This is a genomic window from Phenylobacterium aquaticum, from assembly GCF_022695515.1.
Taxonomy (GTDB): domain Bacteria; phylum Pseudomonadota; class Alphaproteobacteria; order Caulobacterales; family Caulobacteraceae; genus Phenylobacterium; species Phenylobacterium aquaticum.
Map to the genome: position 1 here is coordinate 1 of NZ_JALDPT010000007.1, position 13,401 is coordinate 13,401.

Sequence of the window (13,401 nt, forward strand, 5' to 3'; positions counted from 1 at the left end):
CGGCCGCCCTGCCGGCCCGGGCCGAACCCGACCTCGGCCCGGCCCTGATCAAGGTCCGCGCCGAGGATTGGCGGGGCGCGCTTGGCCTGCTCAACCCCATCACCGCCGCTGGCTGCCCCGCCATGGCGCTCTATCTCAGCGGCCTGTCCTCGGCCAAGCTGGGGGACGCCAAGGCGACCCTCAAGGCCGAAGCCCGCGCCCTCGGCTGCGCGCCGCCCCTGGCGCCTGCCTATGCCGACGGCGCTCGCAAGCTGACGACCTGGGCGGCCGAGACCCTCGCCGCCCGGCCGAGCTTCACCTTCGGCGGGACGATGAGCGTCGCGGGCCTGGGCGCCCTGGGCGGGGACAGCTTCGCCAGCCATGCCGGCGACGCGGGGGAGGGGGCCCCCGCGACCGGCCACGCTCCCACCCCGGAGGACGCCGCGGTCGCCGCCTGGATGAGAGCCCACGCCGCCGACGATTCCGCCGTCCGCACCCTGGTCCGCGACAGCGCCCGCGAGGCGCCCGGTCTCGACCAGGTCTATGCCCGTGCGCGCCGGAACAACGCCCGGCAGGTCGCCCAATGCGTTGATCCTCGGACGCCTCAGTCTGTGCGACTGTCCTGCTCGGACTGGCTCGCCAACGGGGTCGAGCCGCCGGAAACCCCCGTGGTCGCCCTGCCGGACGCCGCACCCTCCACGCCGCCCTCGCCATGATCCGACGGCGCTGCCGCCCTGGCGGCCAGCCCGTGTGGGCCAAGGGCCGCGAACCCGGCTTTCGATCCCCAGAAGTGCATGGCCATGGTCGAGGCGCCGGTTCCGCCGCCGCCGGAGGTCGCGGTTCCTTAGCGCTCGAGATCCGGGCGTTGCGCCCCCTGGGCCTCACCGACCCTCAGCCTGTCATAGCCCACGAACCGGAACATGTGCTGACCGGCGACCAGCGGTTCGGGCGTCCCCGCGAACCGGTGGGCGCCTAAGCCGAACCCGGCGTCCGGGTCGGAGAGCCACTGCAGTTCGAAGCCGCGGCGTTCGAACCTGTCGCAGATCAGCGGAACCCTGTCCGGCGGCTTGCGATGGCGCGTCCACACCACGATCCCACCGGTCGCGCAGAGCTGGGGGCAGGTGTCGATCACCCGCTCGATGTCAGGGTCGGTGATGTTGCCGAACAGCCCGCAAACCAGCACCAGGTCAGCGGGCGTCATGCCCTGGTAGTGATCGGTCAGCGAAGCGTCGCCCGTCACCATCTCGACCTGATGCAGCCCGAAGGCGCGGATCGTTTCCCGAGCGCAGTCGGCGTTGCGCTCATCCAATTCGACCAGCCGCGCCCGGACATCGGCACGCCGCGGGTGCTCGGCCAGCACCTCCAGCAGATCGCGCCCTTGGCCGGCGCACAGGCTTACAACGCGAAGCGGACCCGGCGGGGCGTCATCCAGAGCGTCGCGAATCCGCGCTTGAACGGCCCGCAGCCGTCGCGCCAAGGCCGAGTCTGGATTGTCATAGGCGTCTTGCCAGACCTGCCAGTCCATGACGGGCGCTCCGCGAGGGTGATGTCGAACCCTGCGTACTCTAGGTTGAAGAGCTGGCGCGCGTCAAAGGGACGGCCCCCATGAGCTTAGGCGCCGAACAAGGCCGGTTCGAGTGTCGCCCCGACGGCAGAGGCGTTGGAGGCGGGCCCCCGATCGCGGCGCCCGGGCCTATTCGGCGGGGCTCGGCTCCAGGCAGCTGACGGCGCCCTTCAGGACGCGGACGCCCAGGAAACGCATCTCGCCATTGGCGAAGCTGATGTCGGTGACCGGGATTTCCGGGTCGCGCTTCAGGGCGGAATCGTCGCGCGGGGTCAGGCGGACGACGAAGGAGTCCAGGTTCACGCCCTCGGCGCGAGCGGCTTCGATTTCCTTGCGCAGGCTGATGATGGCCTGCCGGGCGGTCTTGGGCATGGGGTTTGCGCGCATGGCCGAACCTTGCGCCTATTCCCCCTCCATGAACAGCCCCGGTCCGGCGGAGGTTGAGTATTTTCCGGCCACGCAGCACGTATTTTGCGCCTTGGGATCGGAAAAATTCCGTCGTTGTGGCTGAAATCCGTCGCGTTTTCTGTCCCGGGCGGCATGTCTTCGCGCGGATCGATCTGGCCTTGGAGAAATTAAATCGAGGCCCGGGCGACAGATTTCTGGCGGGCGTTGCGGAATAGACCTATGACGGCGGCGTCGATATCTGCTGCGCAACGCTCTAAAGGCCGTCCCCCCGCGTGGCGAATCTTGGACGCCGACCCTTCCAGACTCGATGGCCCGCCGGGATTTTCCGGCGGCCCCACGCGATACGGAGGCCGTCATGGCGACCGGAACAGTCAAATGGTTCAACCCCACCAAGGGCTTCGGCTTCATCCAGCCCGATGACGGCGGCAAGGACGTGTTCGTGCACATCTCCGCCCTCGAGCGGTCTGACCTGAATTCGCTCAATGAAGGCCAGCAGGTCGGCTTCGACCTGGAGCGCGACTCGCGCTCGGGCAAGGAAAACGCGGTCAATCTGAAGTCGGTCTGACCGGCTGCGCGTTACCACAGGGTCGGGGCGTCCTGCGCCGGCCCTGTTCCGCGCGGCCTGTCGCCGCGCCTCCGCCAGAAAGAAACCTCATGGCCATAGCCGACATGATCCCGGGAATGGACGATTCCGAACTGGCGAACCTGCGCCAGAACGCCCAGCGTCTCACCGCTTCCGCCGTGGCCCGCCAGCAGGAGCAGGCCGTGGCCCTCCTGCCGCTGATCGACGCCGAACTGGCCCAGCGCGCGGCCGCCAAGCCCGCCCCCAAGACGCCTGCGCCCAAGTCCCGCAAGGCCAAGGTCCAGGCCGCCGCGGCCGCCGCCTCGGCCGAGCTTGAGGCTGACGAGGCCGACGAGGAGCCCGCCAACGACGACGACCCGACCGAACTCTAGGTCGCGCGCCGCGTCCAAACCCATGCTAGCAATTCTCCCATGGCAGACGCGAAGATCGAACTCCTCGAGGTCCGCAAGACCTATGGCGGGCATGTCGCGCTCTGCGGCGTGAGCCTCGCCATAGCCGCCGGGACCTTCGTGGCCCTGGTCGGCGCCTCGGGGTCCGGCAAGACGACCCTGCTCAAGACCATCAACGGCCTGGCCGCGATCGACGCCGGCCAGGTCCGCATCGACGGAGAGGACGCCCGCGCCGTCCCGCCGCACGTCCTGCGCCGCCGCATCGGCTATGTGTTCCAGGAGGTGGGCCTGTTCCCGCACCTGACTGTGGCCGAGAACATCGCCATCACGCCCAAGCTGCTCGGCTGGGACCCGGCCCGGATCGCCGCCCGGGTCGAGGCCCTGCTCGATCTCGTCGCCCTGCCGCGCGAGGTCGCGGGCCGCGCGCCCGCCGCCCTGTCCGGCGGCCAGCGCCAGAGGGTGGGCGTCGCCCGCGCGCTCGCCGCCGAGCCCGCCGTCATGCTGATGGACGAGCCCTTCGGGGCGCTGGATCCCATCACCCGCGACGCGCTCGGGACCGATGTCCGGGCCCTGCACGAGCGGCTGGGCCTCACCACCGTGATGGTCACCCACGACATGGCCGAGGCCGTGCTGCTGGCCGACCGGATCGTCGTGATCGACGCCGGCGTGGTTCTGGCCGACGGCCCGCCCCAGGCGCTGGCCGCCAGCGCCGAGCCCAAGGTCCGCGCCCTGATGGACGCCCCGCGCCGCCAGGCCGCGCGCCTGGCCGAACGCCTGGGGCTCGGCTCATGAGCCCCGCCCTGGCCGCCGCCTGGGCCCTGCTGCCCGACTATCTCGGCTGGCATGTGCTGCTCAGCGCCAGCGCCCTGCTGCTGGGCGTGGCGATCAGCCTGCCGCTGGCTGTGGTCGCGAGCCGCAGCCCCCGCCTGCGCTGGCCGGTCCTGGCCTTCGCCGGCCTGATTCAGACCATACCGAGCCTGGCCCTGCTGGCCCTGTTCTATCCCCTGCTGCTGGGCCTCTCGGCGCTGTTCCAGGGGCTGATCGGCCACGGCTTCTCGGCGCTCGGCTTCCTGCCGTCGCTGCTGGCTCTGACCCTCTATTCGATGCTGCCCATGCTGCGGACCGCCACCACCGGCATCCTCGGCGTCGACCCCGCCGTGCGCGAGGCCGCCGATGGGGTGGGGATGACCCCCTCGCAGCGGCTGTTCCAGGTCGAGCTGCCGCTCGCCATGCCGGTGATCATGGCCGGGGTGCGCACCGCCGCGGTCTGGACCATCGGCGCGGCCACCCTGTCGACCCCCGTCGGCCAGACCAGCCTCGGCAACTATATCTTCGCCGGCCTGCAGACCGAGAACTGGGTCTCCGTCCTGTTCGGCTGCGCCGCCTCGGCGGTCCTGGCCCTGGTCGTCGACCAGCTCCTGGGTCTGGTGGAAGCCGGCTTCGCGCGCCGCGACGGACGCCGCATCGGGCTGGGCGCCGGCGCGCTCGTCCTGGGCTGCGCGCTCGCCATCGCCCCCATCGTCCACCTCGGCGGCAAGGCGGCCTATGTGGTCGGCGCTAAGAACTTCTCCGAACAGTACATCCTGGCCGAACTGATGGCCGACCGCCTGGAGAAGATCGGCGCCCAAGTCAGCCGCAAAGAGGATCTCGGCTCGGCCGTGGCCTATCGCGCGCTCGCCGCCGGCGAACTCGACGTCTATGTCGACTATACCGGGACCCTGTGGACCAGCGTGCTGAAGCGCCAGGACAATCCGGGCCGCGCCGCCGTCCTGGCCGGCCTGACCCAGGAGCTGAAGCGCCGCGACGGCGTGATCGTCCTGGGCTCCCTTGGCTTCGAGAACGCCTACGCCTTCGCCATGCGCACCGACCGGGCCCAGGCGCTGGGGGTGACCAGCCTGGCCGATCTCGCCCGTGCGGCGCCCAGCCTCACGCTCGGCACGGACATCGAGTTCCTGTCGCGGCCTGAATGGAAGGCGGTCGACGCCGCCTATGGCTTCCAGTTCAAGGCAAAGCGCTCGTTCCAGCCGACCTTCATGTACCGGGCGCTGGGCGGCGGCGAGGCCGACGTGATCTCGGCCTTCTCCTCGGACGGCCGCATCGCCGCCGACCACCTGACCGTGCTCACCGACCCCAAGGGCGCGCTGCCGCCCTATGACGCGGTCATCCTGGTCTCGCCCAAGCGGGCGGGGGACCGCCGGCTGATCGCCGCGCTGCAGCCCCTGGTCGGCGCGGTCGACGTTCGCGCCATGCGGGCGGCCAATTACAGCCTCGACCGCGACCAGGGGAAACTCACCCCGGCGCAAGCCGCGCGGACCCTTGAAAAGGGCTTCCGTTAGGCTTCGTTAACCATGTCGCGCGATGGTCGCGGCGTTAAGGTTAACGCTTATCCGAGAGGCCTCCATGAACGGCGCCGAGGTGCTGGACGTCGGTCGCGACGCCATCTGGCTCACCATCCAACTGTCTGCGCCCGTGCTGATCGTCGGCCTCGTGGTCGGCGTGGCCATCGGCCTGATGCAGGCCCTGACCCAGATCCAGGAAGCGACCCTGGTCTTCGCGCCCAAGATCGTGGCCGTGTTCATCTCGCTCCTGTTCTTCCTGCCGCTGATGGGCGCGCTGATGAACAGCTTCATGCAGCATATCGCCGCCCGCATCGCGGCCATGTAGGGCCGTGGAGTCCTACGCAACAGCTCAGCAGGTCTATGCCGGCGGCCTGATCTTCGCCCGGCTCGCGGCCCTGATCATGCTGATCCCAGGGTTGGGGGACACGGTCGTGCCCGCCCGCATCCGCATGGCCTTCGCCTTCCTCCTGACCCTGATGCTGGTCCCGGTGGTCTCGCCGGTGCTGCCCGCGGTGCCGGGGACGGTCAGCGCCATGGCGGGCGCGATGATCGGCGAGATCCTGATCGGCCTGATGATCGGCTCCATCCTGCGGCTGTTCATGATGGCGCTCGCGGTGGCCGGGGAAATCGTCTCGATCCAGACCACCCTGTCCTTCGCCCAGACCGCGGCGCCGGGCATCACTCAGAACTCCACGACGCTCGGCACCTTCCTCAGCCTGATCGGCACGGTGCTGATCATGACCACCAACCTGCACCACCTGTTCCTGGCGGGCATCGTGCGGTCCTACAGCCTGTTCCCTTTCGGCCACGCCGTGCCGATCGCCGACGCCGGCGAGCTGGCGGTCCGCACCATGTCCGGCGCGTTCAAGATGGGCGTCCAGCTGTCGGCGCCGGTCGCCGTCTTCGCCCTGGTGTTCAACGTCGCCACCGGCCTGGTCGGGCGGGTGATGCCCCAGTTCCAGGTGTTCTTCGTCGCTTCGCCCCTGATCGTCCTTCTGGGACTGTCGATCTTCGCGCTCAGCCTGGGCACGGTCGGCATGGTCTGGGTGAACGGGTATCGCGACCTTCTCGGCGTCTTCGGAGGCTGATTTGGCGGACGATCCCGAAGACAAAACAGAAGAGCCAACAGCCCGAAAACTGGCTGACGCCCGCTCCAAGGGCGATGTCGTCAAGACGCCGGACCTGCCGCAGCTGGCCTCGTTCATGGCCGCGGCGGCGGTGATCGCCGTGGCGGGCGGCTGGATGAGCCGCGACATGGCCGTCGCCCTCAAGCCGTTCCTGGAGCATCCCGAGGCCTTCTCGGTCGGCGGGGGCGGTGGCGTGGGCGTCGCCCATCAGGCGCTGATGGCCGCCGTGCCCATGCTGGCCGCCGTCCTGGCCGCCTCGGTCATCGCCGGGGTGGCGGGCAATGTCATGCAGACGGGGCTCTTGTGGACTCCCAGCAAGCTCGCGCCCAGCTTCGACAAGCTGTCGCCCATGTCGGGCCTGAAGCGGCTGTTCGGCGTCGACTCGATCATGCAGTTCGCCAAGTCGATCGTGAAGGTCGTGCTGGTCGGCTGGATCGCCTGGATGGTCGTGAAGCCCCGGCTTGCCGACATGCCGGGCCTGGCGGCCATGGATGCGCTGGCGATCCTGCCCTACCTCTGCGACATCCTGCGTCGCCTGGTGTTCTCGATCGGCGGCTTCCTGCTGGTCATCGCCGGCTTCGACTGGTTCTGGCAGCGCCAGCGCTTCATGGCGCGCCACCGGATGAGCAAGGAGGAGCTCAAGGAAGACTACAAGCAGACCGAAGGCGATCCCCACGTCAAAGCCAAGCAGAAGCAGATCCGCATCCAGCGCTCGCGCCGGCGGATGATGGCGGCGGTGCCGACCGCCACGGTGGTGGTCATGAACCCGACCCACTACGCCGTCGCGCTGAAGTACGAGGCCGGGGAGGGTGGCGCGCCGGTCTGCGTCGCCAAGGGGCTGGACTCGCTGGCCTTGAAGATTCGCGCCGTGGCCGAGGAGGCCGGGGTGCCGGTCATCGAGGATCCGCCGCTGGCCCGTTCGCTCTATGCGGCGGTCGAGGTCGACGACTTCATTCCGCCCAAGCACTACGAGGCGGTGGCCAAGATCATCGGGTTCCTGATGAACGGCGCCGGCTTCTCGGCGAACGCCGCATGAGCCCCGCCGCAACCCCTTTTCACGCCTGGAAATCCACAATCTGGGCGGGTGTGTCGCCGCTCGGCGAAATACCCTTACGAGTCTATGCTTATGAGTGATTCGAACGGGGCCTCGGCCCTCTCCCAAGACCCACGGCTGGGATACCCCATGGCCGAGCTGAGCCACCGCACGGACGCCCAGGAGACAGGGAAGCGTCGCTTTGATCCGCTGACCGCGGCCGCGGTGGTGTTTTCATCATGGCTGTGATGTTCGCCGGCGCGCCCGCGCTCAACGCCGGCCCGGCGACTCTCGCCGGCCTGCTGCTGCTGATCGGCCTGGCGGGGGTCTCTTGCCTCGGCCTGTTCGTCCTGCGCTCCTCGGCCGAAAGCCATGCGGACCAGGAGCCCGGCGCCGACAAGCTGATCGACGCCCTGGCCGAGCCGGCGGCGATCGCCGCCGCCGACGGCCGCATCCAGGCCGCCAACGCCCGCTGGCGCGAGGTGCTCGGCGCCGCGACCCGCCTGCCCAAGACCGGCGCCTCGGCCTCCAGCCTGTTCTCGGCCCTCACCGCCGCCCGGCGCGAGGGCTTCGGCCACGCCTCGATCCGCGCCCAGGGAACCGAGCACCAGGCGACGGTCGCCGCCCTGGGCGAGCGCCGCTATCTGGTCCGCCTGGCCGGCGCCCCCGCCGACCAGCTGTCCCTGCCGCGCGCCGCGGCCGAGGTGCTGACCGCCTTCACCACCGCCAAGCCGCCGCCGCCCAAGGTGCTCGACGCCTTCGCCGCCGCCTCGCCTTTCGGCGCCGCCCTGCTGGAGGGGGAGGATCCCTTCGAGGCGACGATCATTGAGGCCAACCCCACGCTCGCGGCCCTGCCGGGCTATGCCGGCGTCGGGTCGGTGTTCGGCGAGCTGATCGAGCCGGCCTCGCGCGCCGACGCCCGCGGCAAGCTCGACGACGGCGGCGCGGCGCTCGAAGTGCGCCTGGCCAACGATCCGACCAAGATCGCCCACCTCTATCTGTCCAAGGGCTCGGGCCGCTGGGTCGCCTATCTGGTCGACGTCTCCGAGCAGAAGCAGATCGAGCTGCAGCTGGCTCAGAGCCAGAAGATGCAGGCCATCGGCCAGCTGGCCGGCGGCGTGGCCCACGACTTCAACAATCTGCTCACCGCCATCTTCATGCAGCTGGACGTCCTGGCCAGCCGCCACCCGGTGGGCGACCCCTCCTATGAGGGGCTGAACGAGATCCGCCAGACCTCGACGCGGGCCGCCGACCTGGTGCGCAAGCTGCTGGCCTTCTCGCGCAAGCAGACGGTCCAGCGCGAGATCCTGGATCTCGGCGAGCTGATCAGCGAGTTCGAGGTGCTGCTGCGCCGCGTGCTGCACGAGGACGTGACGCTGGAAACCGAATACGGCCGCAACCTGCCGCATGTCCGCGCCGACCGCGGCCAGCTGGAGACGGCGGTCATGAACCTGGCGGTCAACGCCCGGGACGCCGCCCGCTCGTTCGGCGGCTCCAGGGTCAAGATCCGCACCGCCCGGCTGTCCGAGGCCGAGGCCCACGCGCTCGGCTATCCGACCGCCCAAGGCGAGCAGGCCCTGATCGAGGTCTCCGACGACGGCCCCGGCATCCCGCCCGAGGTCATGGACAAGATCTTCGACCCGTTCTTCACCACCAAGCCGGTGGGCGAGGGCACGGGCCTGGGGCTCGCCACCGTCTATGGCATCGTCAAGCAGTCGGATGGCTGGATCGCGGTGGCCTCCAAGCCCGGCGACGGGGCCGCCTTCCGCATCTTCCTGCCGGTCCATGTGCCCGCCGTCGGCGCGGCGCCTGCCCCGGCCCTGGCCAAGCCCGCCCGGCCCCAGGCCCGCGACCTCTCCGGCGCCGGCCGGATCCTGTTCGTCGAGGACGAGGACGCCGTGCGCGGCGTCGCGGCCAAGCTGCTGCGCGCCCGCGGCTACGAGGTGATCGAGGCGGCGTCCGGCGAGGAGGCCCTCGAACTGGCCGAGGAGCATGCCGGCTCCATCGACCTGATGATCTCCGACGTGGTCATGCCCGGCATGCAGGGTCCCGACCTTCTGAAGGCGGCCCGGGTCTATCTGGGCGGCGCGCCGGTGATGTTCATCTCCGGCTACGCGGAGGCCGAGTTCTCCAACCTGCTGGAAGGGGAAGCCAATATCTCGTTCCTGCCCAAGCCGATCGATATCAAGACGCTGGCGGAGCGTGTGAAACAGGAGCTGCAAAAGGCGGCTTGACCGCATCCCCCAAAATGGGAGTACTCATTTTGGAGATACGTGTTATTGCGAAATATTCGCGCGCGTGAAATCTGGATTAACTGAGACTTGCTAGTCTGGTTGAGCGTTATACCTGAAATGAGTGGCCGGTTTGCGGCTGGCTCATTCTGGAACACTTCCGGAGAACGTCGTGAAAGCTGAAACGCAAGCCATTCCGACCCGGCCCGCCGAGCCTCAGGTCGGCGAGCGCAAGATGGTCCGCATCACCCCCGAGCGCATCGCCGGGGTCGTCATGGACGCCTACGCCCCTCAAAGAGATCAGTTGCGACGCGCCGTCGCCGGCATCATCCGGGGGGATGACGCCCTGCGCCAGAAGGCCTGAGCGTCCCTCAGCCGCAGAGGGTGCGGGACATTATGTCTTGCTCCCGACGACACATGGGCCCATTAGGCGCCCCCGCGCTGTTTCTGTGTGTGTCGCGGGACGAAGGACACTCCATGCCATTTCCCGCCACCCATCCCGCCCTGGAGCGCGCGCTCGCGGCTCAAGGCTATGCGGAACCCACCCCCGTTCAGGCCGCCGTCCTGGCGCCCGAAGCCGCCGGCCGCGACCTGCTGGTCTCGGCCCAGACCGGCTCCGGCAAGACCGTGGCCTTCGGTCTCGCCTTCGGCCCAACCCTGCTGGGCGAGGCCGATCGCCTGACCAATCCCGGCGCGCCGCTCGCCCTGGTGATCGCGCCGACCCGCGAGCTGGCCCTGCAGGTCAACGCCGAACTGACCTGGCTCTACAAGGACGCCGGCGCGGTCGTCGTCTCCTGTGTCGGCGGCATGGATCCGCGCCGCGAGCAGCGGGCGCTGGCCGCTGGCTGCCACATCGTGGTCGGCACGCCCGGCCGCCTGAAGGACCACCTGGAGCGCGGCAATCTGAACTCCAAGGCCCTGCGCGTCGTCGTCCTCGACGAGGCGGACGAGATGCTCGACATGGGCTTCCGCGAGGACCTTGAGGAGATCCTGGACTCCGCGCCGGAAGGCCGCCGGACCCTGCTGTTCTCCGCCACCATCGCCAAGGAGATCGCGGCGCTTGCGCGCCGCTACCAGCGCGATGCCATGCGCATCGACACCATCCAGCGCAACGAGCCGCACGGCGACATCGAATACCGCGCCATGCGCGTGGCGCCGAACGAGGTCGAGCACGCGGTCGTCAATGTCCTGCGCTTCTTCGAGGCCCCCGGCGCCCTGGTGTTCTGCAACACCCGCGACGGCGTGCGCCACATGCATGCCGCCCTGCGCGAGCGCGGCTTCTCGGTCGTCGGCCTGTCCGGCGAGCTGGGCCAGCGCGAGCGCTCCGACGCCCTTCAGGCCCTGCGCGACGGTCACGCCCGGGTCTGCGTCGCCACCGACGTCGCCGCCCGCGGCCTCGACCTGCCCGACCTGGGCCTCGTCATCCACGCCGACCTGCCGGTGAACAAGGCCGGCCTGCTGCACCGTTCGGGCCGGACCGGCCGGGCCGGGCGCAAGGGCGTGTCGGTGCTGATCGTGCCCTATACCCGCCGTCGCAAGGCCGAGATGCTGCTGTCGTCGGGCAATATCGACGCCGAATGGGGCGCCGCCCCCACCGCCGACGCCATCCGCGCCAAGGACCAGGTCCGCCTGCTGGAGGATCCCATCCTGGCTGAGCCGGCCGCCGAGGAGGATCTGGCCCTGGCCGCCAAGGTGCTCGAGACCAAGAGCCCGGAAGAGGTCGCCGCCGCCCTGATCCGCCTCTACCGCGCCCGCCTGCCGTCGCCGGAAGACCTGTTCGAGGATCCGCGCGACCGCGGCAGCTCGGCCAAGGGCGACCGCTGGAGCCCGGACCGCGCCGAGCGCGGCGAGCGTCCGGACCGGGGCGATCGTCCTGACCGCGCCGAGCGCGAGTTCGGCAAGCCCGACCGCCTGTCGCCCGATGACGTGGTCTGGTTCCGCGTCACCGTGGGCCGCAAGAACAACGCCGACCCCAAGTGGCTCATCCCGCTGATCTGCCGCCTGGGCCACGTGACCAAGCCGGATATCGGCGCGATCCGCATCTTCGACAACGAGACCAAGTTCGAGATCTCCAAGGGCGCGGAAGCCAAGTTCAGCTCGGCCATCAAGGCGACCGAGGGCGAGGACATCCGCATCGAACCCTCGGCGCCCCCCGGTCCGCGTCCCCAGGGCGGGGCCCCCTACGTCAAGAAGCCCTTTAACAAGAAGAAGCCCTCCAACGACGCCCGCCCCGATCGCGGCGACCGTCCGGAACGCTCGGGCCCGCCCTCGGCGCACGGTCCGCGCAAGGGTTCGCCCGGCAAGGGCGGCGGCAAGCCCTTCAAGGGCCCGCCGCGCCGCAAGGACTAGGGTCTAGTCCACGCCAGCCACGGCCAGCAGGGCGGCCAGCCCGACCTGCATGCCCTTGACGCTGGCGGACTTCTCCACGTCGATCCATTCGTCCAGGGCGTGGGCGCGTCCGCCCGTGCCGCCCGACCCGATCGTCACGGCCGGAATGCCCAGGCTCATGGGCACATTGGAATCGGTCGAGGAGGCCCCGTGGTCGGGCGTGAAGCCCAGGGCCGCCACGCTGGCGTGGGTCAGGCGGACGATGTCGGTCTGGGGATCGGTGCGCCCCGCCGGCCGCTCGCCGATCAGCTTGGCCTCATAGCTCACCTTGCCGAACCTGGTGGAGCGGGCGGCGTTCTCGCCGGCCACCGCGCCGTCCAGTATGGCGGTCAGCTTCGCGTCCAGCTTGGCGAGTTCGGCGGCGCTCTCCGAGCGCATGTCGAAGTCCATATAGACCTCGTTGGGGATCGAGTTCACCGAGGTGCCGCCGCCGGTGACGCTGGCCGAATAGGTGGTCTTGGGGCTCTTGGGCGTGTCCACCGCATAGAGATCGACCACCGACTTCGCCATGGCCGCCATCGGATTGACGATCCCGAAGCTGCCATAGCTGTGGCCGCCCGGGCCGCGGAAGATCACGTGATAGCGCTTGGAGCCGACGCCCTGGTCGGTGATCCCGGCCGGGTCGTAGCTATCCATCGAGAAGAAGGCGCTGATCCGACCCTTATAGGCGCTCTTGTTGAACAGGTAGCGCACGCCGCGCAGGTCGCCCGGACCCTCCTCGCCGACATTGGCCACCAACAGCACATCGGCCTTGGTGCGGATCTTGGCGGCGTCGAGCGCGCGCATATAGGCCAGCAGCACGGCCAGCGAGCGGGTGTCGTCGCCGATGCCGGGGGCCATCAGCTTGGTCCCCTCGCGGCGGACCTTCACGTCGGTGCCTTCCGGAAAGACGGTGTCCTGGTGGGCGGCCAGCACCACGTAGGGACCCTTGCCCTTGGTGCGGGTTCCGGGGCGCACGCCGGTGACGTTGCCCTCGGCGTCCATCTCGACATCGGTCAGGCCGGCGGCTTTCCAGCGGGCCAGCAGCGCCTTGCCGCGCGCGGCCTCCTTGAAGGGCGGGGCGGGGATCTCGGTCAGGGTGATGATGTCGGCGACCGTCTGGTCGTGCTGGTCGGCCAGGGTCTGGACCGCGGTCTTGAAGGCCGGGCTGGAGATGATCTTGCCGACGGTCTGATCCGGCGTCGGCGCAGCCGACGCAGCGGTGGAGAGCCCCGACAGGGCGACGGACACGAGCAGGGCGGTGACGACGCGCATGGGCGCTCCTTTGTGGTTCGGCTCCTGATAGCCCAAAGCCCGCCAAGCGGCGAATTGTCTCGCAGGCGCCCAATTCGGGTCGGCCTCGGCAAAGCGGAACCGGAAA

At 69.7% G+C, this 13,401-nt stretch carries 13 protein-coding genes and 1 pseudogene; 11 read left to right on the plus strand and 3 right to left on the minus strand.

What is annotated here, in order from left to right; translation table 11 throughout:
• Nucleotides 1-695: hypothetical protein (locus tag MQH10_RS06920; protein WP_242563336.1), on the plus strand; the 695-nt coding region annotated here is incomplete at its 5' end.
• A 128-nt stretch (nucleotides 696-823) separates the two neighbouring features.
• On the opposite strand, the gene MQH10_RS06925 is transcribed toward MQH10_RS06920, so the two are convergent.
• A complete protein-coding gene (locus tag MQH10_RS06925; RefSeq protein ID WP_242563337.1) occupies nucleotides 824-1,504 on the minus strand; it encodes a class I SAM-dependent methyltransferase family protein in 681 nt (226 codons plus the stop codon).
• 168 nt (nucleotides 1,505-1,672) lie between these two features.
• Nucleotides 1,673-1,930, minus strand: coding sequence for a hypothetical protein (locus MQH10_RS06930; RefSeq protein ID WP_242563338.1), 258 nt, complete (start codon nucleotides 1,928-1,930; stop codon nucleotides 1,673-1,675).
• Nucleotides 1,931-2,306: 376 nt separating this feature from the next.
• On the opposite strand from MQH10_RS06930, the gene MQH10_RS06935 reads away from it, so the two are divergent.
• The 10 genes and pseudogenes from MQH10_RS06935 (at nucleotide 2,307) to MQH10_RS06980 (ending at nucleotide 12,002) form a co-directional block, all read left to right on the plus strand.
• Nucleotides 2,307-2,516, plus strand: coding sequence for a cold-shock protein (locus MQH10_RS06935; protein WP_242563339.1), 210 nt, complete (start codon nucleotides 2,307-2,309; stop codon nucleotides 2,514-2,516).
• 116 nt (nucleotides 2,517-2,632) lie between these two features.
• Nucleotides 2,633-2,905, plus strand: coding sequence for a hypothetical protein (locus MQH10_RS06940; RefSeq protein ID WP_242563340.1), 273 nt, complete (start codon nucleotides 2,633-2,635; stop codon nucleotides 2,903-2,905).
• Nucleotides 2,906-2,944: 39 nt separating this feature from the next.
• Complete coding sequence (locus MQH10_RS06945; protein ID WP_242563341.1) at nucleotides 2,945-3,715, plus strand: ATP-binding cassette domain-containing protein; 771 nt, start codon at nucleotides 2,945-2,947, stop codon at nucleotides 3,713-3,715.
• A complete protein-coding gene (locus MQH10_RS06950; protein WP_242563342.1) occupies nucleotides 3,712-5,259 on the plus strand; it encodes a glycine betaine ABC transporter substrate-binding protein in 1,548 nt (515 codons plus the stop codon). Before MQH10_RS06945 ends, MQH10_RS06950 begins: the two co-directional genes overlap by 4 nt.
• 64 nt (nucleotides 5,260-5,323) lie before the next feature.
• Nucleotides 5,324-5,587, plus strand: a complete 264-nt coding sequence (gene fliQ, locus MQH10_RS06955; RefSeq protein ID WP_242563343.1) for a flagellar biosynthesis protein FliQ — start codon at nucleotides 5,324-5,326, stop codon at nucleotides 5,585-5,587.
• A gap of 4 nt (nucleotides 5,588-5,591) precedes the next feature.
• A complete protein-coding gene (gene fliR, locus MQH10_RS06960; protein ID WP_242563344.1) occupies nucleotides 5,592-6,350 on the plus strand; it encodes a flagellar biosynthetic protein FliR in 759 nt (252 codons plus the stop codon).
• Nucleotide 6,351: 1 nt separating this feature from the next.
• Entirely contained in the window at nucleotides 6,352-7,425 is a 1,074-nt protein-coding gene (flhB, locus tag MQH10_RS06965; RefSeq protein WP_242563345.1) for a flagellar biosynthesis protein FlhB, read from the plus strand.
• 147 nt (nucleotides 7,426-7,572) lie between these two features.
• Nucleotides 7,573-9,656 (plus strand): annotated as a pseudogene (gene cckA, locus MQH10_RS06970) (cell cycle histidine kinase CckA).
• Nucleotides 9,657-9,825: 169 nt separating this feature from the next.
• Complete coding sequence (locus MQH10_RS06975; protein WP_242563346.1) at nucleotides 9,826-10,017, plus strand: hypothetical protein; 192 nt, start codon at nucleotides 9,826-9,828, stop codon at nucleotides 10,015-10,017.
• Nucleotides 10,018-10,130: 113 nt separating this feature from the next.
• Nucleotides 10,131-12,002: a DEAD/DEAH box helicase gene (locus MQH10_RS06980; protein WP_242563347.1), complete on the plus strand. Its 1,872-nt coding sequence runs from the start codon at nucleotides 10,131-10,133 to the stop codon at nucleotides 12,000-12,002.
• A 3-nt stretch (nucleotides 12,003-12,005) separates the two neighbouring features.
• On the opposite strand, the gene MQH10_RS06985 is transcribed toward MQH10_RS06980, so the two are convergent.
• Nucleotides 12,006-13,295, minus strand: coding sequence for a M20/M25/M40 family metallo-hydrolase (locus MQH10_RS06985; RefSeq protein WP_242563348.1), 1,290 nt, complete (start codon nucleotides 13,293-13,295; stop codon nucleotides 12,006-12,008).
• Between the last annotated feature and the right edge of the window lie 106 nt (nucleotides 13,296-13,401).